This window comes from Dysgonomonas sp., from assembly GCF_035323175.1.
In the GTDB taxonomy this organism is placed as follows: Bacteria; Bacteroidota; Bacteroidia; order Bacteroidales; family Dysgonomonadaceae; genus Dysgonomonas.
This window is the reverse complement of sequence record NZ_DAOKYH010000001.1, coordinates 43,901-65,681: the sequence shown is the minus strand read 5'-3', so window position 1 is coordinate 65,681 and position 21,781 is coordinate 43,901. Positions and strand designations below refer to the sequence as shown.

Annotated in this window: 15 protein-coding genes, 1 tRNA gene and 1 pseudogene; 12 read left to right on the top strand and 5 right to left on the bottom strand. The window is 41.0% G+C overall.

Annotated features, from left to right (window positions below; all coding sequences use genetic code 11):
- Positions 1-15: 15 nt before the first annotated feature.
- The 7 genes and pseudogenes from PKC55_RS18165 to PKC55_RS00210 all read left to right on the top strand — a co-directional run.
- Positions 16-1,293, top strand: a pseudogene (locus PKC55_RS18165) (LysM peptidoglycan-binding domain-containing protein); the annotation flags it as partial.
- 824 nt (positions 1,294-2,117) lie between these two features.
- Complete coding sequence (locus tag PKC55_RS00235; RefSeq protein ID WP_135104726.1) at positions 2,118-4,385, top strand: RelA/SpoT family protein; 2,268 nt, start codon at positions 2,118-2,120, stop codon at positions 4,383-4,385.
- 133 nt (positions 4,386-4,518) lie between these two features.
- On the top strand, positions 4,519-4,986 hold the full coding sequence (gene rimP, locus PKC55_RS00230) for a ribosome assembly cofactor RimP (protein ID WP_291127656.1): 468 nt from the start codon (positions 4,519-4,521) through the stop codon (positions 4,984-4,986).
- A 5-nt stretch (positions 4,987-4,991) separates the two neighbouring features.
- Positions 4,992-6,248 (top strand): transcription termination factor NusA, encoded by a 1,257-nt coding sequence (nusA, locus tag PKC55_RS00225; protein ID WP_135104724.1) that lies wholly within the window; start codon positions 4,992-4,994, stop codon positions 6,246-6,248.
- A gap of 118 nt (positions 6,249-6,366) precedes the next feature.
- On the top strand, positions 6,367-9,339 hold the full coding sequence (gene infB, locus PKC55_RS00220; protein ID WP_291127659.1) for a translation initiation factor IF-2: 2,973 nt from the start codon (positions 6,367-6,369) through the stop codon (positions 9,337-9,339).
- 210 nt (positions 9,340-9,549) lie between these two features.
- Positions 9,550-10,074: an OmpH/Skp family outer membrane protein gene (locus tag PKC55_RS00215; RefSeq protein ID WP_006843393.1), complete on the top strand. Its 525-nt coding sequence runs from the start codon at positions 9,550-9,552 to the stop codon at positions 10,072-10,074.
- A 71-nt stretch (positions 10,075-10,145) separates the two neighbouring features.
- Positions 10,146-11,315, top strand: a complete 1,170-nt coding sequence (locus tag PKC55_RS00210) for an MFS transporter (protein ID WP_324371353.1) — start codon at positions 10,146-10,148, stop codon at positions 11,313-11,315.
- 11 nt (positions 11,316-11,326) lie between these two features.
- On the opposite strand, the gene PKC55_RS00205 is transcribed toward PKC55_RS00210, so the two are convergent.
- The 4 genes from PKC55_RS00205 to PKC55_RS00190 form a co-directional block, all read right to left on the bottom strand.
- Positions 11,327-12,307, bottom strand: a complete 981-nt coding sequence (locus PKC55_RS00205) for a Gfo/Idh/MocA family protein (protein WP_135104720.1) — start codon at positions 12,305-12,307, stop codon at positions 11,327-11,329.
- Positions 12,308-12,314: 7 nt separating this feature from the next.
- Positions 12,315-13,094 (bottom strand): 4Fe-4S binding protein, encoded by a 780-nt coding sequence (locus PKC55_RS00200; RefSeq protein WP_291128947.1) that lies wholly within the window; start codon positions 13,092-13,094, stop codon positions 12,315-12,317.
- A gap of 94 nt (positions 13,095-13,188) precedes the next feature.
- Positions 13,189-14,052, bottom strand: coding sequence for a hypothetical protein (locus PKC55_RS00195; RefSeq protein ID WP_291128949.1), 864 nt, complete (start codon positions 14,050-14,052; stop codon positions 13,189-13,191).
- Between the two features lie 211 nt (positions 14,053-14,263).
- On the bottom strand, positions 14,264-14,446 hold the full coding sequence (locus PKC55_RS00190; protein WP_283685816.1) for a hypothetical protein: 183 nt from the start codon (positions 14,444-14,446) through the stop codon (positions 14,264-14,266).
- Positions 14,447-14,828: 382 nt separating this feature from the next.
- Between PKC55_RS00190 and PKC55_RS00185 the strand changes: the two genes are divergently transcribed.
- A complete protein-coding gene (locus PKC55_RS00185) occupies positions 14,829-14,996 on the top strand; it encodes a hypothetical protein (RefSeq protein ID WP_167755438.1) in 168 nt (55 codons plus the stop codon).
- Positions 14,997-15,410: 414 nt separating this feature from the next.
- Entirely contained in the window at positions 15,411-16,913 is a 1,503-nt protein-coding gene (locus PKC55_RS00180; protein ID WP_291128951.1) for a phage tail-like protein, read from the top strand.
- A 406-nt stretch (positions 16,914-17,319) separates the two neighbouring features.
- Here PKC55_RS00180 and PKC55_RS00175 read toward each other — a convergent pair.
- A tRNA-Arg gene (locus PKC55_RS00175) sits at positions 17,320-17,391 on the bottom strand.
- A gap of 205 nt (positions 17,392-17,596) precedes the next feature.
- Here PKC55_RS00175 and PKC55_RS00170 point away from each other — a divergent pair.
- From PKC55_RS00170 to PKC55_RS00160, 3 genes are all read left to right on the top strand, one after another.
- Positions 17,597-18,184, top strand: a complete 588-nt coding sequence (locus PKC55_RS00170; protein WP_283685812.1) for a DUF3109 family protein — start codon at positions 17,597-17,599, stop codon at positions 18,182-18,184.
- A gap of 68 nt (positions 18,185-18,252) precedes the next feature.
- Positions 18,253-18,774 carry an NUDIX domain-containing protein gene (locus PKC55_RS00165; RefSeq protein WP_283685811.1) on the top strand — a complete coding sequence of 174 codons (522 nt, stop codon included), beginning with the start codon at positions 18,253-18,255 and terminating at the stop codon, positions 18,772-18,774.
- The gene (locus PKC55_RS00160; RefSeq protein WP_291128737.1) at positions 18,771-21,767 is read left to right on the top strand and encodes a tetratricopeptide repeat protein; all 2,997 of its coding nucleotides are present in this window, start codon (positions 18,771-18,773) and stop codon (positions 21,765-21,767) included. The genes PKC55_RS00165 and PKC55_RS00160 overlap by 4 nt, the downstream gene beginning before the upstream one ends.
- The last annotated feature ends 14 nt before the right edge of the window (positions 21,768-21,781 follow it).

Sequence of the window (21,781 nt, the reverse complement as noted above, 5' to 3'; positions counted from 1 at the left end):
TTCCTATCCCTTGCTATGTATCATAAAAAAACACTTATGCTGAGAAAAATTATATTTACCGGATTTCTTATTGGCTGCTCACTCGCAGTCGTCGGGCAAAGTAATCGCAAATCTCTCGCATTACGCGACACAATCACAGACAATTCGATTGTTTTCCCTGCAGACATGGAGCAAAATTACGACCAGTTGTTGTCTACATGGAGTAAGAATGTTAAATATGGAGACGATTGCAAATCGCTAAGCGACCTGCCAATCGTTTTTGACGATTCGATTTACATCCGCCGCTTGTACAGCCTGCCCACTAAGATGGAAATGGTATTCAATCCCGTAGTCAGAAGCTATATAGAAATGTATGCCGGACGTAGAAAAAATCAGGTGAGCTACATGCTGGGTGAAGGAAAATTTTATTTTCCTCTATTCGAAGAAGCTCTCGACCGTGAAGGATTACCTCTCGAACTAAAATATCTGCCCGTTATAGAATCAGCACTCAATCCTATTGCCCGCTCAAGAGTAGGAGCAACAGGACTTTGGCAATTCATGGCAAGTACCGGAAAGATGTACGATCTGGAGATAAACAGTTTGGTAGACGAACGCCGCGACCCGATGAAGTCGACAAATGCCGCAGCCAAATACCTAAAAGATTTATACTCTATCTATGGCGACTGGAACCTTGTAATTGCTGCATACAATTGCGGACCCGGAAATGTAAACAAAGCCATACGACGCAGTGGCGGACAAACCGACTATTGGGCTATCTACCCTTATCTGCCTCGCGAAACAAGAGGATATGTACCTGCATTTATTGCTGCCACGTATATAATGAATTATTACAACGATCATAATATCTGTCCTATAGAGTGCAGCAATCCAGCATCGATGGACTCGTTGATGATTAATAAAAACGTGCACTTCCAGCAAATTGCCGATATAATAAATGTATCTGTTGACGACTTGCGCCAGTTCAACCCTCAGTTTAAGAGCGACATAATACCCGGCGAATACAAAGGATATGCACTGAACCTGCCAATACAAAAAGTATCTGCATTTATAGAAAACAAGGATACAATATATGCTCATAAGTTTGAGGAGCTGATGCCGCACCGCAAGGTTGCAGGATTAGACGTAGTTGGCGGAGGTACATCGGGCTCCAAAACAATTACTTATCGGGTAAAAAGAGGAGACACACTATCTAAGCTGGCAAGCAAATACGGAGTAACATCCAATCAGATAAAACAATGGAATAGCCTATCGTCTAACAAACTGACAGTAGGCAGACGCCTGAAAATATATCGTGAAGTTCCGCAAAAGGCAGAACAACAATCAGGCGAAGCAGTATTGGCATCCAATACCCAAAGCTCGGACAACACTAGCAATAAGTCGGTAAATACCATCAAAAAAACCGAAGCCAAAACAGTAACCTCATACTACAAAGTTCGCAGAGGTGATACTTGGGCAGGGATAGCAAAGAAAAACGGAACAACAGTGGCTCAGCTAAAAAAATGGAACAATATAAAAAGCAATAGCCTGATAGCCGGTAAGCAACTAAAGATTCAGAAAACGAAATATATTGAGGTAGAAGAAGAAGTAGCTGTGCAAAACAAACTGAGTGAGCCAATATTGCCAACAGTAGAAATCGACACAGCCTTTACAGCATCACTGTTCGATACCTACCTGAAAAAAGTAGGAACAGAACGAGATGAGTCTCAACTTCCTCGTGTACGCATAGCTTCAGACGATGAAGACGATGAGGATGACAACTCTACTGCTAAAGAAACCCGCTCGGCAGGCGAATCCAAAATTATATACCACAAAGTAAGAATTGGAGAAACCATTACACAGATAGCTTCACGCTATAATGTAACAAAAAAGGAGATCATAACTTGGAATAAGTTGTCATCGAATGTAGCAAAGGTTGGACAACGATTATTGATCATTCTTCCCGACAGCAGAACCGAAGGTGCATCTAATATCAAAGCCCAACAGCCAACGAAAGACGAAACGCTTACAGCCGGCAACTAATAAGGAAATAAAACATTATTGTTAAAACCACTTTATTGCAACACTCTTGCTGTTAATTATCGTTGAATTTATTATTTTTGTATCCTTACTGAATATTTATGGGTAAAGAGGATACACATACGAATGATGATTTAGCCATCGAGTCGGAATTTAACGGTCTGATCGATGATTATCTTAAGACGAACCACAGGCGCAAGGTAGAAATTATAACCAAAGCTTTCCTTCTGGCAAAGGAGGCTCACAAAGGAGCCCGTCGCCGTTCGGGAGAGCCATATATTATGCACCCGATAGCCGTCGCACGCATTGTCTGCGGCGAGATAGGGCTGGGTTCCACATCCATCTGTGCGGCATTGCTGCACGACGTGGTAGAAGATACCGAATATACAGTAGAAGATATAAAAGTTCTCTTTGGCGAAAAAATAGCTCAGATTGTAGACGGGCTTACAAAAATATCGAGTGGCATGTTTGGGGAGAATGTTTCGGCACAGGCCGAGAATTTCAGAAAACTGTTGCTTACCATGTCGGACGACATCCGTGTCATTCTGGTCAAGATAGCCGACCGCCTGCACAACATGCGCACATTGGGGTCTATGGCTCCGGCCAAGCAATACAAGATAGCCGGAGAAACCATGTTTATTTATGCACCCCTAGCCCATCGCTTAGGACTATTTGCCATAAAAACAGAACTTGAAGAACTCAGCTTCAAATGGGAAAACCCACAAATATATCAGGAAATATCATCCAAACTTCAAGAAACACACCTCTCCAGAAAAGACCTCTACGAGCATTTTGCACAACCGGTTATAGAAAAACTGAATGAGCTTGGATTCAAATACGAAATCAGGGCTCGAGACAAATCGGTGTATTCTATCTGGAATAAGATGCAAGCCAAAGGTGTGCCATTCGAGGAGATATACGATATATTCGCTGTCCGTATCATTTTCGAAAACGAACTCGGTGTAGACGAGAAAAAGCGATGTTGGGATATATATTCCGTCATAACAGATATTTACAAGCTTCGCCCCGATCGTATCCGAGACTGGGTTAGCCGCCCTAAAGCCAACGGTTATCAAGCACTGCACCTCACCGTAATGGGACCCGACGGGCAGTGGGTAGAAATACAAATCCGTAGCCGTCGCATGGACGATGTAGCCGAAAAAGGATTTGCGGCACATTGGAAATACAAAGAAGGCAAAATAGAAGAAGATACCGAGCTAGACAAGTGGCTCAAAACAATTCAGGAAATACTGGAAAGCCCAAGCCCCAATGCGTTGGACTTTCTGGATACAATAAAGCTTAATCTTTTTTCGCAAGAAATATTCGTCTTCACCCCAAAAGGTGAAATCAGGACATTGGCGCAGGGAGCCACAGCTTTAGACTTTGCTTACGATCTGCACTCCGACATCGGAGACCATTGCATCGGTGCCAAAGTAAATCATAAACTCGTTCCGCTGAGTGAAAAGCTAAAAAGCGGAGATCAGGTAGAAATACTTACATCCAAATCGCAGATTCCTAAGCTGGAATGGCTGAGCATCGTTACTACTGCCAAAGCCCGCACAAAGGTAGAATATGCTCTGCGAAAACTGAAAAGGGACATCGCTAAGCAAGGAGAGGAAATGCTTTACAAAAGCACAGAAGGTTCAACGATAGAGATCACGCAGCCCATCCTCGACAAAATGATGGACTACTATCAGAAAACGAATAAAGAAGACCTTTTCTATGCTATCGGCAACCAAGAAATAGCACTGCCGCAGAAAATAGAAAAGCTGCTAACCCTAAAAAGGCAAAACCCTAACAATGGTATATTCAGCTACATGAAACAAGCATTGCATGTAGGCAAAAAGATAGGGAAAGCAGAAACAAAAATATCGGAGAACGAACCGATTGATCCTAAAAAAACATATATCCTCGAAGAAGATTCTTTCAACAAGAATTTTATAATGCCAACCTGCTGCAACCCTATTCCGGGCGACAAGGTAATCGGATATATTACAGATAACAACGAAGTAGAAGTACACAGCATAAACTGCCCCGTAGCACTCAAGTTAAAAGCCAGCCACGGCAACAGGATTGTAAACCTCGAATGGGGTAGCTATACACAATTTCCGTTCATTTCGGCCATCACCATAAACGGTATCGACCGCATAGGAATGCTCAATGACATCACAAAAGTGATCACTGCCGGATCGCTGAATATCAAGAATATGAGCATAGAATCCAACGATGGCGTATTTGAAGGGCGAATCGTGGTAAACGTTCACGATGTGAACGACTTGCAGGCATTATGCGCTCGCTTAGCCAAAATAAAGGGAGTAAAAGCCGTTAATAGGAAGCAAATTGGCGGGGAATATACTCAACCTGTATAAATAAAAAATCTTAAGATCAAGATATTCGCTTCCAAAATTTGGAAAAAAAAATAAAATTCCCTAATTTTGTATCCGAAATACAAAAGGGAGAGAAGGAGGCTATGGCTTCCTTTTTTTATTACTTGGTAAAAAGATGATAGAAAAAGAACTCATTAAAGATATCACAGAGAAATATCTGAAAGGAACAACAATGTTTCTTGTAGATGTAGTGGTAAAGCCCGGCAATGCTATTGTTGTAGAAGTAGACAGCGACGAAGGTGTAAGCATTGACGACTGCATTGCATTGAGCCGTAATATAGAATCGCATCTGGACAGGGATGCAGAAGATTTTGAGCTCGAAGTAGGATCGGCAGGTATTACTTCTCCTCTGAAAATACCACGCCAGTACAAGAAAAATATTGGTAACGAAGTGGAAGTGCTGACGAAGAAAGGACAAAAACTTTCGGGTGTACTCAAATCGTGCGACGATAATTCTTTTGTAATTACCGTTACCAAAATGGTGAAACCCGATGGAGGGAAAAAGAAAGTTGCAGTAGACGAAGATTTCTCTTTTGTTTATCAAGACGTAAAACATACAAAATATTTAATAAGATTTAAATAACAACCATGGCTAAGAAAGAAACTATCAATCTAATTGATACATTTTCAGAATTTAAAGAACTGAAGAGCATAGACAGAATGACTATGATCAGTGTGCTCGAAGACTCTTTCCGCAATGTAATAGCAAAACTGTTTGGGTCGAATGATAATTATGACGTAATCATCAACCCCGACAAAGGAGACCTTGAGATATGGCGCAACCGTGTCATCGTAGAAGACGATCAATTAGAGGATGATAATACAGAAATTGCACTTTCGGAAGCCAAAAAGATAGACGAAGACTTTGAGGTAGGAGAAGAAGTGACAGACGAAGTGTTTTTCGAAGACTTCGGACGTCGTGCCATCCTTAACCTTCGCCAGACGTTGACATCCAAAATACTTGAGCTGCAAAAAGAAAGCTTATATAACCGTTACAAAGAGAAGATAGGCGAAATCGTATCGGGTGAAGTCTACCAGATATGGAAAAAAGAAATCTTGTTGCTCGATGACGAAAAAGAAGAACTTCTTTTACCTAAAACAGAGCAGATCCCTAGCGACTTTTTCCGCAAAGGCGAGCATGTTCGTGCAGTAGTAGAAAGAGTTGACAATAAGAACAACAATCCGAAGATTATTTTATCAAGAACTTCACCGACATTCCTCGAAAGATTGCTCGAGCTCGAAGTTCCTGAAATAAACGACGGACTGATCACAATAAAAAACATAGCCCGCATACCGGGAGAAAGAGCCAAAGTAGCCGTAGAATCGTACGATGAGCGCATCGACCCTGTGGGTGCCTGCGTGGGTATGAAAGGATCGCGTATACATGGAATCGTGAGAGAGTTGCGCAACGAAAATATCGACATTATCAACTATACGTCGAATATGAACCTGTATATACAACGTGCTCTTAGCCCTGCCAAAATAACTTCGGTGAAGATCAACGAAGAAGAAAAACGTGCAGAAGTATTGTTGCGTCCCGAAGAAGTATCACTTGCTATCGGTAAGGGCGGTTTCAATATCAAGCTGGCCAGTATGCTTACCGGATACACGATAGATGTGTACCGCGACATCGACGACTTCGACGAAGAAGATATCTACTTAGACGAATTCCGCGACGAAATCGACGGATGGGTTATCGATCAGTTGAAAAAAATTGGTTGTGTTACAGCTAAAAACGTGTTGGCTACCGACAGAGACAAACTCATACAGGAAGCCGACCTTGAAGAAAACACTGTAGACGAAGTACTCAATATTTTACGTGCCGAATTTGATGATGAAGCTTAAGCTTTATTTGGTGATTAGCTGATTTCTTAATACTTTTGTATTTGGAGAAAGCCAACCTCATCTGTTTTCAGAAGCATTTATTGGGTTCACTGTCTATTTTTAGAATTAAAAAAAATATATGTCGATAAGATTAATAAAAATATCCAAAGATTTGAATGTAGGAATCAGCAGCCTTGTTGAATTCCTACATAAGAAAGGCTTTGATGTAGAATCAAACCCGAATACTAAAATTGGCAGTGAACAATACGAATTGCTGGTAAAAGAATTCGGACGAGACTCCGACATCGATGCACTATTAAGCAGACGAGAAGAAAAGAAAGAGCTTGTCAAAGCTCAGGCTAAGAAAGAAGAGGAAGAAGCCAAAGCTCAAAGTGAACCGGAAGTGATCAGAACAGAGATACCCGAATCCATTAAGCCGCATGTGCAGATTGTGGATAAGATTGATCTCGATGCTCTGAACAGACCAAAAAGAGTAGAAGTGAAACAAGAAGAGCAAGCCCCTGAGGTAGAGGCTCCGGTTGTTGAAGCACCAAAGGTTGAAGTTCCTGAAGTAAAAGCCCCAGAAATAGAAGTAGCAGAAGCCCCGGCTCCTATAGTAGAAAAAGAAGAAGAAGAGCCTAAGGCCGAAGAAGAAATAAAGCAACCGGCTATAGAAAAAACACCAAAAGAAGAACCTGTGTTTATACAAAAAGAAGAAAAAGCCATTATTGAGAAAGACGAAGAAAAAGAGGATAAACCTCAACCAACGTCTACAGCTCCCGCAAATGAGGAAACAGAAGAAAAGGGAGATAAGATATTCAGGCTGAATAAGGCAACAATAAAATCAAACATTGTTGTAAAAGGCTCTATCGATCTAAGTTCGATAAACGACAAAACCCGTCCTGCAAAGAAAACCAAAGCCGAAAAGAAAAAAGAACGCTTGGAAAAAGAAATGCAAGATCAGAAAAGGGTGAAAGAAAACACTGTTCGCCTGTTGAAAAAAGAAACAGACGAAGAGAAGAAACGAAAAGCAATCAACGATGACAATGATGACGCATCGAAGAAAAAACGCAATCGTATCAAAAAAGGAAAAGTCGATATCGAGAAAGGAGCTATACCTCAAGGTGGCGGTGGCGGACAACAACAGCCAAATGCCGGAGGCGACAGATCGAAACGCAGCGTACGCAAGCCTATCATCAAGCATGCCGTAAACGAAGAAGACGTACAAAAGCAAATAAAAGAAACCCTGGCGCGTTTGACTAGCAAAGGCGGAAAAAACAAAGGGGCTAAATATAGAAGAGAGAAGCGTGAAGCTGTATCTCAAAGACAACAGGAGGAACTCGAACAACAGATGCACGAAAGCAAGGTGTTGAAGATTACAGAATTTGTAACCGCCAACGACCTCGCCAACATGATGAATGTACCTGTTATAAAAGTTATCTCTACTTGTATGAGTATCGGTATCATGGTGTCTATCAACCAACGACTAGATGCTGAAACGATCAATATCGTTGCCGAAGAATTCGGATTCGAAACCGAATACGTAAGTGCCGAAGTAGTGGAAGCAATAAACGAGGAAGAAGACAATCCGGAAGATATGGAACCTCGTGCTCCTATCGTTACCGTAATGGGACACGTAGACCACGGTAAAACATCGTTATTGGATACCATACGCCAAACAAATGTGATTGCTGGCGAAGCAGGGGGAATCACCCAGCACATCGGGGCATACAACGTTAAACTGAAATCGGGAAGACGTATCACATTCCTCGATACTCCGGGGCACGAAGCTTTTACGGCGATGCGTGCACGTGGAGCAAAAGTAACAGATATAGCAATTATCATTGTAGCAGCCGACGACAGCGTCATGCCTCAAACCGTGGAAGCAATAAACCACGCAGCAGCGGCAGGCGTACCAATCGTGTTTGCTATCAACAAAATAGACAAGCCAAGTGCCAATCCTGAAAAGATAAAGGAAACACTGGCAGGAATGAACTACCTTGTAGAAGACTGGGGTGGAAAATACCAGTCGCAAGATATCTCGGCAAAACAAGGTCTCGGCGTAGATGAACTACTCGAAAAAGTATTATTGGAAGCCGAACTTCTAGATCTGAAAGCAAACCCTAACAGGAGAGCTACCGGATCGGTTATCGAGTCGTCTCTCGACAAAGGTAGAGGATACCTGTCTACAGTACTTGTAGAAAACGGTACACTCAAAAAAGGAGACATCGTATTGGCAGGAACATATTACGGTCGTGTAAAAGCAATGTTTAACGAGCGTAACCAACCTACAGATGCAGCTGCGCCAGCCGCTCCTGCACTCATACTAGGTCTTAATGGAGCTCCACAGGCCGGTGATATATTCCATGTGCTGGAAACAGAACAGGAAGCCCGCGAAATAGCCACAAAACGTGAACAGCTACAACGCGAACAAGGTCTGCGTACACAGAAAATACTTACGCTCGATGATATAGGTCGCCGTATTGCTATCGGTAACTTCCAACAGCTCAACGTGATTGTGAAAGGTGACGTGGATGGTTCGGTAGAAGCTCTTGCAGACTCGCTGATCAGGCTGTCGACAGAAGAGATACAGGTGAATGTAATACACAAAGCCGTAGGTCAGATATCGGAATCAGACATCACGCTGGCTGCCGCATCAGACGCTATAGTTATCGGGTTCCAGGTGCGTCCGTCACAGGCAGCACGCAGATCCGCAGATAAGGATGGTGTTGAAATTCGCCTATATTCTATCATCTACGATGCTATAGAAGAAGTGAAGTCGGCGATGGAAGGTATGTTGTCTCCTGAAATCAAAGAAGTACAAACCGGATATGTGGAAGTACGCGAAGTGTTCAAGATCACGAAGGTGGGAACAGTTGCCGGTTGTATGGTGAAAGAAGGAAAACTGAAACGTGCAAACAAGATTCGCCTTATCCGCGACGGTATCGTGATCTATTCGGGAGAGCTGGGATCGCTCAAACGCTTCAAAGACGATGTGAAAGAAGTTGCATCGGGATATGAGTGCGGTTTGAACATCCACAACTACAATGATATAAAAGTTGGCGACATTATTGAGCCATTTGAAGAAATAGAAGTGAAGAAAACTTTGTAATATTAAATTATTGTATACCTTTGTATCGAATATAATAAAGATTTAACCTAAGAAACCAATTGATAGTTGTTACAAGCAAATCTTGCCTTGAAGGTCGGTGGTACTAACCATGCCACCGAAACACACAACTATCAATCAGTTTTGCGGTTGATTACAAAAATTTCTTCGTCAGATTTTGAAAATTGTCACACACAGAAACGACAAATCATCATGATGAAAAAAATTATTCTTATATCTACCCTTATAATTCTTCCTTTATTTTTTGCGAAAGATCTGGCAGCACAAACTGCTCAACAGATTGCGTTTATTAATTCGAACGAGTTGCTCGAAGCTATGCCCGAAAAGGTGAAAGCATCGAATCAGTTGATCGACCTGAATAACAAGTATAAGGAAGAGATGAAGGTTATGCAGAATGATTATAATAAAAAATATTCTGACTTCATATCATATCAGACATCTATGGCGGAAAATATCCGTTTGCGCCGTATGCAAGAACTTTACGAGCTTGAGCGTCAAATCAATGATTTTATGAAAGTGGCACAGGAGGATATCCAAAATCAGGAGAAAGCCCTGATAGAACCTCTACGCCAGAGACTAAAGGATGCTATCTATCAGGTAGGTATCGAAAACGGATTCGTATGTATTTACGATCTTGCCAATCCGTCTATAGCATTCGTTACTCCGGACGCTACTAATGCTACATTGTTAGTAAAACAGAAATTAGGAATCAGGTAAGATTTATCAAATAATTGTATAATGAATGCTTCTGATTATCGGAAGCATTTTGTTTTTAGGCAACACCGTATATGTCACAAAAAGCAAAACTTTGGTCGTTAAGCTATCTCAATGTATGTTTGGCTAACTTCCTGATGGCATGCTCATTCAATCTGCTAATGCCATCCATACCTCTATATATTACCGAACAGATGGGCGTTCCCCAATCTCAAACGGGTATTGTACTGGCATCGTATGCCATTGCGCTGATGTTTGTTCGTCCTTTTTCGGGATTTATCGTAGACTTGTATTCCCGCAAGAAGATACTGCTGATTGCTTTTTCGTGCTATGTACTTATATTCTTCGGCTATTTTTGGGCAACAACCGTCTTGCTGTTCATTGTTGTCCGTTTCATACATGGCATCACTTGGGGATTGTCTACCGTATCGTCGAGCACGCTGGCGATAGACGTTGTTCCTTCCGAGCGGCGAGCAGAGGGTATTGGCTACTATGGTACATTCATGAATGTAGCGATGGCCATCGGCCCTTTTATAGCCATTCATATATACAATCATTCCGGATTTGATGTATTGCTATGGTGCGCCATTGCAATGGGAGCACTGGGTATTATCACCGTATCGCTTATAAAAGCACCTATAAAGACAAAAGTAGAAAGACAGAAAATTTCGTTCGACCGATTTTTCCTGATCAAGGGCTGGCCTATATTCCTCAACCAACTCCTACCCTGCTTTGCATGGGGTACGATAGGCCCATTCGTTGCGCAGTATGGCAAGGGAATAGGTATTCCGAATGCGGGGATTTTCTTCCTGTTTTGGGCGGGCGGTATTATTGCTTCGCGCGTCTTTGCGGGAAAACTGGTTGACAAAGGCAAGATACATGAGGTAAATGTATCGGCAATGGCTATCGTTGCTATTGCTTTCCTTGTATTTGCTCTGGTTCATAATATTTATGCCTTCTGCATATCGGGACTGTTTATCGGTGTGGGATTCGGGATGATGTTTCCGGCACTGCAAACACTATATATCAATCTTGCAGAGAATAATCAGCGAGGGACAGCCAATTCAACTTACCTCATTGGGTTCGATCTGGGTCTGGCACTGGGTATGCTGGTAGGTGGTTACCTCACAGGATATTTCTCTTTCGAAACACTATATATGGTTGCTTCGGGGCTGTGCGCGATAAGTGTAGTTGTATACTGGACTTGCTCGCGGGTCATCTTTAAGAGAAAGAGGCTCAGATAAATCGCTGTAATTTATATCTTCCCTATTATCATATCCATCACCTTTGCCGTCCTTAATGCGGTCTCTCCGGTAGATGGGCACGTACAAGAACCTCTGAGTTCATCTACTATTGTCTGAATGAGCGGTTGTTGAATATGATCGGGTTGAGCGGGCATAAAGAACTGCTCTCTATCGGTTGATGATAAGAGAATAGGCGTAAACTGGAAGGTACTGAAACGAATAGAACCTTCCGTCCCTGTAATAGTTATCGTATCTTCTCTCGTCTTTTCGGACGATATAAAACACCACTCGGCAACACCTTGCGCCCCCGACTTGAACTGTAAAATTGCGGACAGAGTGTCTGCAACGTCATAGTATCCCCCCAAATTGCTATAATACCCTTTGGCATCAGTAATCTCACCTAAAAGAAAATCGAGTATATCGAGCGTATGTGGAGCGAGGTCGAAAAAATAACCTTCGCCTGCTATCTCACGTTTTAGCCGCCACGTCTGCTGCTGCTTATCCATATCGGAAGCACTGGCAGGACGGAAGAGACGAACATTGACTGTTAAAATCTTACCGATAGCCTGACTGTCGATCAGATCTTTTACTTTCAGGAAATAAGGCAGTGCCCTGCGATAATGTGCTACAAATAACTTCTGATTGGCCTGCTTCGCTGCTTCTACTATTTCGAGACATTCGGCGTAACTCATGGCCATTGGTTTCTCTACATAAACAGGCTTACCTGCCTGCAACACCCTTATTGCATATTCTTTATGCAAATGTGGCGGAGTAGCTATATATACAATATTTACTTCCGGATCGTTGATCAATTGGTCGGCATCGGTATAATATCTTCTTACACCGTGACGCTTGGCAAAATCCGCTGCTTTTTCTGCATCACGGCGCATAATAGCCCGCAACCATGAATGCTCTATCTCATAAAATGCAGGTCCGCTTTTTCTTTCACATACGGCTCCTGCGCCTATTATACCCCATTTTACACTTTTCATATCGCCTTTATATTTTACACATATACACTTCCGGCTCTTTTCGTGCAGCCATAAGCGGTGCAAATTTCGCTTTTACCGTTTCGTATAATTCGCCTCTAAACGCACGCGAATGCTCAGGACATAGAGTAATACAACGTGCGCAACGGATGCATAAATCCATATTCGTCACTTTGGGATTACTCCTTGGTATGGCACTTGTGGGACATTGACTTACACATGTTCCGCAATCGTCGCACCTATCATCACCGGTAGGGACATATCCTCCCTGTGTTGGTTCACGATAGGGATAATTACCTTTAACGTCTGGCAAGCTATATTGTTTGTTTTTGTCGTAAGATTGATATAATCGGAAACATTCTTGTGCAAATTTTTGAATCTCCTGCTTGTCTTCCTTATCGGGACGCCCCACAGCAACATCGGAGAAGATAGAATGGCGTGCAATAAAAGCACCTGCTGCTATGGGCACAAAGCCATTTGCCTCAGATATATCTTTGAGTTCAAGAAGGGCATCATCATAGTTTCTGTTGCCATACACGCATACCAACACGGCGGGAGTCTTATCACCTTTTATCTTCTCAAATGCGTTAACCGCTAATTGAGGCACACGTCCTGCATAAACGGGAATTCCAAATATGACAAGATCATGACTCTCGATGTTCAATGTATCGGGGAATCCCATTGTAACGTCATGTTCTCTAACCGTTGCACCCATATCTTTGCCGATCTTGCGGATTATCTTGCGAGTAGACAGGGAAGGACTAAAATAGATAAGATGTATATTTTTCATGTCGGTAGTTTTATAATCGGTATTAAAGTTACAAATAAATACAAAACCCACCTTTATGAGATGGGTCTTATTTTATTATATGATTATACGACTCTCAATTGCTTCTGGGTTCGGCATAAATATAATATGCTTGATAGTCTCCCCAGTCTACGTATTTTGAAACTAAGGCAATATTGGTTGTTTTTGTTTCCCAAACATATCTAGGTGTGTAAGCATCTTCTTCTTGTTTAAATATCTTATGATACGATTCTACAAGTTTATCCGCATCTTTTTCGAAACTGAACTTCGGATCGCCATATAGCTTCGAAATATAGTTTCGTATCAAGGTCTCTTGCTTCTGAGTATAAAAAATCTTTGATAATTTTTCATCTCTACCAACTTCCCAAGCAGGCTCAAAATAAACATACAACGAAGGTAATCCATCGATATATCTTTCTATAAAAGAAATTTCCAATTCAGGTTTCAATATGTTTGCTATTCCTGTACGATGTGTTGAAGAAGTAATATCTTTCCAATTGTATCCGAGAAAATCACGTTTATTGTATACATCAATTTTCACCGAATCGGATAATACTACCTTACCATCCTTAAAACCCTCAAGGATAACATTTCCGTGGCTCTCTTCATAAAAAGAATGTACCCATTTATTCGTTAAAGACATCCAATTATCGCCATGAGACAGCAAATTAAGACGCCCTTTTTCTCCTTCTATACGCCAAACCAAAGAGTCGTAGCTCTCCATTATATCGAGCATTGTACAGTCTTCACCGGGCACTAAGTAAAATTCCATCATAGTATGGATATTAGCCTCTTGCGCCTTTGCCTTTAAAGAGATTTTTACCGAAGAGGAATTATTTCCATTGCCGGAATCATCACCATCATCTTTACCAAGATCATTGCCATCGGAACACGAATATAGGAATAGGAATGTAAGTAGAATGAATACTATTTTTCTCATAGTTTATGATATCTAGGCGTTTGTTACTTTTATCTTCAAAGTTAACATTTTTTATTTTTCAGATAAAGTAAAGTAAGCCTTTTTGATTATCATTTACCATAAATATGGTATTGTATTGAGCAGAAACACAATATATCTTTGTACTGTGTTTTTCATGGTATTAGATTTATGGTTAAAAAGTTGAGATTGGTTGTCGAGATGACAGCCTTTTTTATTTCCTTTTTTGATCGTCTTCTTTACTATCTTTTATGGTAATATCTCCGCGGAACGCATGAAGATGTTCCGATTCAGCCTTTTTCATGTCACTACTCAATCCTTCTACTTTTTTCATAGGGGCCCCCAGCCTGCTATCGAGCATAGACCTATTTTTCAATTTATCGTCATCGTTAAGCATGGTAGTATTTATTAGATTAGCAATTAAAACTGTATTATCTTAAAACAGCCCTTAACATCAAATTGTTTCTTGATAGTACATGAAAATAAGAATCTTAACACCTTTAGCCGCCTTTTTTGATCAATTATCGCAGAAAAGCCAGATTACTTCTTATCAATAACTTAACAATTTACCATAAATATGGTATTGCTATTATATCGAAGACGATTTATCTTTGTAATGTATTTTTCATGGTATTAGACTTTAGGTTATAAAATTGAAGATTGGTTGTCGTGATGACAGCCTTTTTGTTTTTATACAGATAGATAATAAACGAACTGAGAACATTATTCCGATTCGTTTTGTTTAGTCTATGTATGTCGAACATTAAATTTATTGAACCATGAAAGAAGATATATCAAAGACACAATCCAAAGAACATAAATTTGAGGGATACGAACATGCCCGAAAAGTAAAAAACATCAAAAATCCTGTACCTAGCTCCGAAAAATCGGTAAAGGCTGCCACAAACAGAATTAATCCGGATGAAAACTCTAATGATAGAGGGTAGGTGCGGGTAAAATAAGACTCCACTATTATTTATAAAGCTCCTTTGGTTAAGGGGCTTTTTTATTTCAGTTTAATACTTTTTCAATCTATTTCCAAAAACACTGCAGATCAATCTTATAAAAGATGCAGTCACAATATTAAAGATACATACGAAATTATCATAAATAGGAAACAATTTTACCCCCTTTATATTTAGCGACATACACTTAATAATTATATTTTAATAAAAAAAATAAACTATATAAGATATTTCTTCCCAATAAGAAAAATAATTGTAAATTTGCACATTACCACATATTAAGACAGAACAAATTCTCAGATTTCAGCATAGTACATTTAATACAAACAACTTACGTTCTCAAGTATTTTTTGTTGTGTTAATATTTTAAATAACTTTTATAAAACTTACAAACAAATGAGGTTATATCCAGTAAAAAGTATTTTTCTATTATTATGGGGAATATTTGCTATAACATTTTCCGCACAGGCACAAGTAACAATAGGTTCAGATATACCGCCAGATTCGAATGCCTTATTAGATCTAAAAGAGAACATCACAGGAACATCTTCCAAAGGGATTATATTACCAAGAGTTGCTCTGACAAGTACTACTTCGCCTTCGCCAATGGCAGCCTTCGCCAATGGAATGGTAGTTTATAATACAGCTACAGATGGTACTTCACCAAACAATGTAACTCCAGGATGCTATTATAGCGATGGCAACAAATGGATTCCTATGGGATCGGGTGTAAATGATTGGTATGCTGCTGGCGGAACTACAGATGCCTTGGGAGACAAAATATCTCCTATATATCGTTTTGGAAAAGTAGGAATTGGCACCATAAGCCCTGATGCTTCTGCTATATTAGATATCTCGGGGGTAACTAACAAAGGTATACTCGGCCCCAAAGTGGCACTAATATCGACTACAGATGTTACCACTATTACTAATCCGGCCACTGGATTATTGGTATATAATACCGGAGCAGGAACTTTAAAGTATAACGGCTATGTATTTTGGGATGGAAGCTCGTGGAGAACATTAAGCGGCACATCTTTAGAAACAGGTACGATAGGCAGTATTACGTGCAACAGCGTAGTTTTAACGCCAAGTATATATACTTCGGGAACCTATTTTGAAGGCATAATGAATGTTCCTTATACAAATGGAAACGGAGGTATATACGAAGCTCAAACAATAGGCCCCATAAATGGTCTTACGGCTAAACTTTCTGCTGGTAATTTCAGTAATGGTGCCGGTATTTTGAGCTATACGATCACAGGTACCCCAACAGTTACAACCCCTAATGTTACGGTTTTTCCTATAAATATTGGAGGACAAACATGTAATGCAACAATAGGTGCCGGAGATGGTATTGCTCCCGGCGATTTGGTGTATTACAAAGCTGATGATATTCCGGCCACCATTGGAGGCGGCGGAGCTAGCGCTACAACAGCTAATTATTGGTTAAGCTATTATGCTACTAATCTACCCGTGATAGGAGGGAAACTAAGATTGGACGGATATTTCACTGCACCAGCTTCAGCAGGAGCAGGAACGGTAAGCTTTAACCCAAGACTAGTAAATATATCATCTTCTAATGTTAAGTTCTGGTTTGCTGCGCTAACAAATGTAGATCGTGCCAATGGAGCAAACATCGTATTGGCTCCAAATGGATTTGTAAACTTGGACAACGGTATATACTCCAATCTTGGGTACAACGATTATATTACAGGTAGTGGTCGTACTAGTCAAACAGGAATAACCTCCGATAATCAGGAAGTTTTAACTATGGATATCAATTTGGATGATAAATGGTATCGTGTTTATTATTTCATCAACGTAGATAACAAAGACACTTCATCAACTAGCGACGATGTTAGAAGACTATATCTCTCTATACAACGTTTATACTAAAAAAGATGTATTTTTAATAAAAGGTTTTTAGCCTAAGAGCAGTTTTGGTTTCAAAACCTACTACTCTTAGGCTAAAACTTATATTTTAACGAAAGCTCAGTACTTATTGATTCTCTAGATTAAACTTTACCAATCTATTGTAAAAATAGATAGAGGTAAATACCTCTTAAATACATCATAAAAGGGGAATAAAGCTTAGCGTTTTCCGCTACGTAGAATCCAGAACTTATTTATTATGCATATTTAAGCATCAATTTATTACTTTCGTGTACAGGAATATGTGCATTCTTACAATATTGCAAAGTTGTGATAAAAATACAGCCTCGTCTCTTCGGATTTGCAATCCGAAGATTAATGTAGAAAGGCTTTCTAACAACAAAAGCCGCTTCACCAGCGACTTTCCGTGTAGCACAGCCGGGAATCGAACCCGAATCTAAAGTTTAGGAAACTTCTATTCTATCCATTGAACTACTGCGCCATACATCCTACCGTCACTATTGTTTCCGATAAAATCACTGCAAAAATAAGAGAATTTCCGACATTAGGCAAATACATTCTGCGATTTAATCAAATAGTGTTAAAGAAACCCTGTTTTTTCAGGAAATAGGACTTTAGCCAATTGTGTGCTGCTATAAAAACATCTATATTTGCTAAATATTTTTTAAAAACATAACAATAAATAAATGTTTCAAATTGGCGATGCAATAGTCGCATCAGATATAATCGAAGAAAATTTTCTATGCGACCTCTCAGCCTGTATGGGCGAATGCTGCGTAGAAGGCGATGCCGGTGCACCTCTCGAAGAAGACGAAGTAAAGATAATAGAAGACCTCTTATCTGAGGTCTGGGACGACCTGTCGCCCGCTGCCCAAGCAGTAATTAAAGAGCATGGAGTAGCCTATCGCGACCACGATGGAGACATGGTAACCTCTATCGTAAACGGAAAAGACTGTGTGTTTACCTATTACGACGAAAAAGGCATCTGTAAATGCACCATCGAAAAAGCATACCGGGAAGGGCGTACCAACTTTTACAAACCCATCTCCTGCCATCTGTACCCTATCCGTTTGCAAAAATATAAAGACTTCACCGCCGTTAACTATCATCGGTGGTCGATCTGCAAAGCGGCAGTATTACTCGGCAAGAAGGAAGGATTGAAAGTTTACGAATTCCTGAAAGAGCCCCTTATCCGTCGTTTCGGAGAAGATTGGTATAACGAACTTGTTCTGGTAGCAGAAGAATACAAAAAAGCAGGATACAAATGGCAATAATCTGTAAAGAGCTTATGGTTTGTATCGGTTTACAATATAACTTAAACTCATAACTTTAAACTCAAAACATGCATCCACTACATCAATTCAAATTTTGCCCAAAATGTGGTTCAAGCCATTTTGTGGAGAATAATTTCAAATCGAAAAGATGTGAGACTTGTGGCTTCGTTTATTACTTCAACCCCAGTTCTTCCACAATAGCCATTATTATCAACAGTAATGATGAACTGCTGGTTGCAACACGGGCTCACGACCCTGCAAAGGGAACATTCGACCTGCCCGGCGGATTTGTAGACATGAACGAAACAGGAGAGGAAGCTGTTATACGAGAGGTAAAAGAAGAAACAGGACTCCATGTTTCGCAAGCAAAATATATGTTCTCTATACCCAATACATATATATATTCAGGGTTTGAGGTGCATACCCTCGATCTGGTTTACCTGTGCAAAGTAGACGATATGCAGAACATAAAAGCTGAGGACGATGTCGCCAGCCTTCAATTTATAAAAATATCAGAGCTTAACCCCGACCTGTTTGGGCTACGTTCGGTAAAAGAAGTAATACAGGAAATCAAAATAATGAAAATATGAGAAAACTGCTATTAGTTATCACCCTTGCATCGGGCTTACATTTGGCTCACGCTCAGAAGTCAGTGTACACAGAACTGCCCGGAAGGCTATTTTCGCAAGGCAAAGAAATGTTCTTAAACAATAACTATGTAGGATGTATCAATACACTACAGGAATTTAAGAACCAGTCGAAAGATATAAAACTGATGGAAGAAGCAGACTATATGATTGTCAGCTCCTTATTTTATCAGGGCAAAGCCGGTGACGGAACAATTTTGAAAGATTTTCTTGACGATTATCCCGAATCTTATCACCGCAATCAGATCAGTTTCTTTACAGGATCAATTCATTTTCAACAAAAAGATTGGAACAAAGCCCTTCATTGGTTCTCACAAGTGGATATCGATTATCTATCGGTAAGCGAACAAGAAGACTATAGTTACCGCATGGCGTATGCCAGCCTCCAAAAAGGAGACAGAAAAGAAGCTAAAAACCTATTCGGACTATTGTCTCGCAATAGTAAAAAATATGCAGAGCCGGCATCCTACTATCTGGCTTATGCCAATTTTCAGGAAGGAGAATACGATCAGGCTATCGCTACATTCCGCAGACTGAAAAGCAAACCCGAATACAAGGAGAATGCAACATTTTTCCTCATACAAAGCGAGTTCCTGCAAGGCAATATGAACGGAACGATAAGCGAAGGACAAGACTTTATCTCGTCGTATCCGGGCAGTAAAAACATCGGAGAAGTATATCGCCTGCTAGGCAGCAGCTACTACCGCCTTGGCAACATACAGAATGCCATCCGCAACTATGAACAATATCGTGCCACTACATCTACACCTTTCCGTGAAGATATGTATCAACTGGCAGAAGCATACTACCAAACAGGTGCGTATGGCAATGCCGTAGAAGCTCTGAAAGATGTAGCTTCTACAACCGACAAACTGGGACAGGCAGGACAGATGCTTCTGGGACAGTCTTACCTAAAACTAAACGACACACAGAATGCCGTTATGGCTTTCGAAGCTGCCGCACGCTCCGAGTTCGACCCTTCTATCAGCGAAGGAGCATTATACAACAACGTAATGATACGCAACAGAGACGGAGGAGGTGCTTTTGGCGAAGCTATCACAGCATCGCAACGTTTCCTTGCTCAGTATCCAAATTCGAAATATACGAGCGCAGTAAGCGGAGCACTAGCTTCCACATTGCTTTCGTCCAAAAACTATAGCACTGCCCTTGCGGCCATCAACAGCATCAAGTCGCCCGATCGTCAGATACTGGAAGCTAAGCAAATTATATTATTCCAGTCGGGTGTTCAAAACTTCATCGACAAGCGTTACGACCTTGCCGCCAACGATTTCAATGCAACCATCAATATGGGTAGCTACAATGCCGAAGTGCGCAACGAAGCATACTTCTGGCGAGGAGATATAGCTTATCGCAGTGCCGACTATGGCACAGCAGCTAGAGATTATACGGCTTACATCGGTCAGGCATCGCCTTCGCAAAACAATTATCCGCTTGCTCTATATAACTTGGCTTACGCACAGTTTCAGGATAAAGTTTATTCTTCTGCTCTAAACAACTTCAAGAAATATATTTCGGCAGAAAGAAGCAAGCAATCGCCAAACTATTCCGATGCCCTCAACCGCATCGGGGATATAAACCTCTACAACAGAAACTTCTCAGAGGCAGAAAGATACTATGCGCAAGCCGTATCTTCAAACCCTGAGAATGCCGATTATTCTGAATTCCAAAAAGCATTTGTATTGGGATTACAACGCAACTACTCGGGAAAAGTAACGGCACTGAACAGTATGATGGCAAAATATCCGAACTCGCAATACATAGACGATGCACTGTACGAAAAGAGCCGTGCATTGGTTATGCAAAACAAAGAACAGGAAGCAATATCGGTTCTTGAAAAAATGCTGAAAGACCATCCAAAATCCAATCTGGCACAAAAAGCCGGAGTACAACTCGGACAGTTATACTTCAACACCAACAACCCTCGCAAGTCGGCAGAAGCCTACAAGCAGGTAATTGCCAACTATCCGAATTCGGAAGAAGCACGTACTGCCATAGAAAGCCTTGAAGCGGTTTACAAAGATATGAACGACATCAGCTCGTATGCTTCATATGTCAACTCGTTGGGTAAAGGCACAATCCTTTCGTCCAACCGTCAGGACTCACTCACCTATCTGGCTGCCGAAAACATATATATGAAAGGTCGCAAAGATGAGTCAAAAACAGCATTCAACAAATACCTGCAAGCATATCCTAACGGGGTATTTGCAAGCGATACACACTTCTATCTGGGCGATATGGCATTCGAAGCCAAGGATTTCGATAAAGCACTCACCCACTTCAATGAAGTTATAAACTCAAACAACCCGAAATACATTGCCAATGCCTTGGTGTTTGCATCGGGAATAGAGTTCGACCGCAAAAACTATGAAGCTGCCTATGCCGCTTACGAGCACCTGAATATGGTGGCATCCAATACCGAAAACAAAGACATTGCCCAACTGGGTATGTTGCGTTGTGCTTATCTTCTGAAAAAAGATAACGAGGTGGTAGCTGCCGCAAGCAAAATATTGCAAGGAGCAAAAGCAACTCCTGCCGTAGCCAACGAAGCCAGATTCTACAGAGGAAAATCGTATATCAACCTAAAGAAGAACGACGAAGCAGCCACAGACTTGCAGGCAGTAGCCAAAGATACTCGCAGCGCATTCGGAGCCGAAGCTCAGTTCTTACTGGCAGATATGTATTACAAGTGGAAATCGTACGACAAAGCCGAGAAACAAGTGCTTGCCTTTATGAAAGAGGGTACGCCATACCAATATTGGATGGCACGTGCGGTGGTGGTATTGTCGGATGCTTATGTTGCCAAAGGTGATAAATTCTCGGCACGTCAGTATCTCGAAAGCCTTCAGGCAAATTATAAAGGCAGCGAAGCCGATATAAAAACAATGATAGACGAACGCTTGTCAGCTTTAAAATAACTTATGAACAAATC

Excerpts from the sequence above, each read along its gene's own strand:
- PKC55_RS00235 (WP_135104726.1), top strand. The coding sequence starts at position 2,118 with ATGGGTAAAGAGGATACACATACGAATGATGATTTAGCCATCGAGTCG.
- PKC55_RS00165 (WP_283685811.1), top strand. The coding sequence starts at position 18,253 with ATGCATCCACTACATCAATTCAAATTTTGCCCAAAATGTGGTTCAAGC.
- PKC55_RS00180 (WP_291128951.1), top strand. The coding sequence starts at position 15,411 with ATGAGGTTATATCCAGTAAAAAGTATTTTTCTATTATTATGGGGAATA.
- PKC55_RS00195 (WP_291128949.1), bottom strand. The coding sequence starts at position 14,052 with ATGAGAAAAATAGTATTCATTCTACTTACATTCCTATTCCTATATTCG.
- rimP (WP_291127656.1), top strand. The coding sequence starts at position 4,519 with ATGATAGAAAAAGAACTCATTAAAGATATCACAGAGAAATATCTGAAA.
- PKC55_RS00215 (WP_006843393.1), top strand. The coding sequence starts at position 9,550 with ATGATGAAAAAAATTATTCTTATATCTACCCTTATAATTCTTCCTTTA.
- PKC55_RS00170 (WP_283685812.1), top strand. The coding sequence starts at position 17,597 with ATGTTTCAAATTGGCGATGCAATAGTCGCATCAGATATAATCGAAGAA.
- infB (WP_291127659.1), top strand. The coding sequence starts at position 6,367 with ATGTCGATAAGATTAATAAAAATATCCAAAGATTTGAATGTAGGAATC.
- PKC55_RS00185 (WP_167755438.1), top strand. The coding sequence starts at position 14,829 with ATGAAAGAAGATATATCAAAGACACAATCCAAAGAACATAAATTTGAG.
- PKC55_RS00200 (WP_291128947.1), bottom strand. The coding sequence starts at position 13,094 with ATGAAAAATATACATCTTATCTATTTTAGTCCTTCCCTGTCTACTCGC.
- PKC55_RS00210 (WP_324371353.1), top strand. The coding sequence starts at position 10,146 with ATGTCACAAAAAGCAAAACTTTGGTCGTTAAGCTATCTCAATGTATGT.
- PKC55_RS00160 (WP_291128737.1), top strand. The coding sequence starts at position 18,771 with ATGAGAAAACTGCTATTAGTTATCACCCTTGCATCGGGCTTACATTTG.
- PKC55_RS00190 (WP_283685816.1), bottom strand. The coding sequence starts at position 14,446 with ATGCTTAACGATGACGATAAATTGAAAAATAGGTCTATGCTCGATAGC.
- nusA (WP_135104724.1), top strand. The coding sequence starts at position 4,992 with ATGGCTAAGAAAGAAACTATCAATCTAATTGATACATTTTCAGAATTT.
- PKC55_RS00205 (WP_135104720.1), bottom strand. The coding sequence starts at position 12,307 with ATGAAAAGTGTAAAATGGGGTATAATAGGCGCAGGAGCCGTATGTGAA.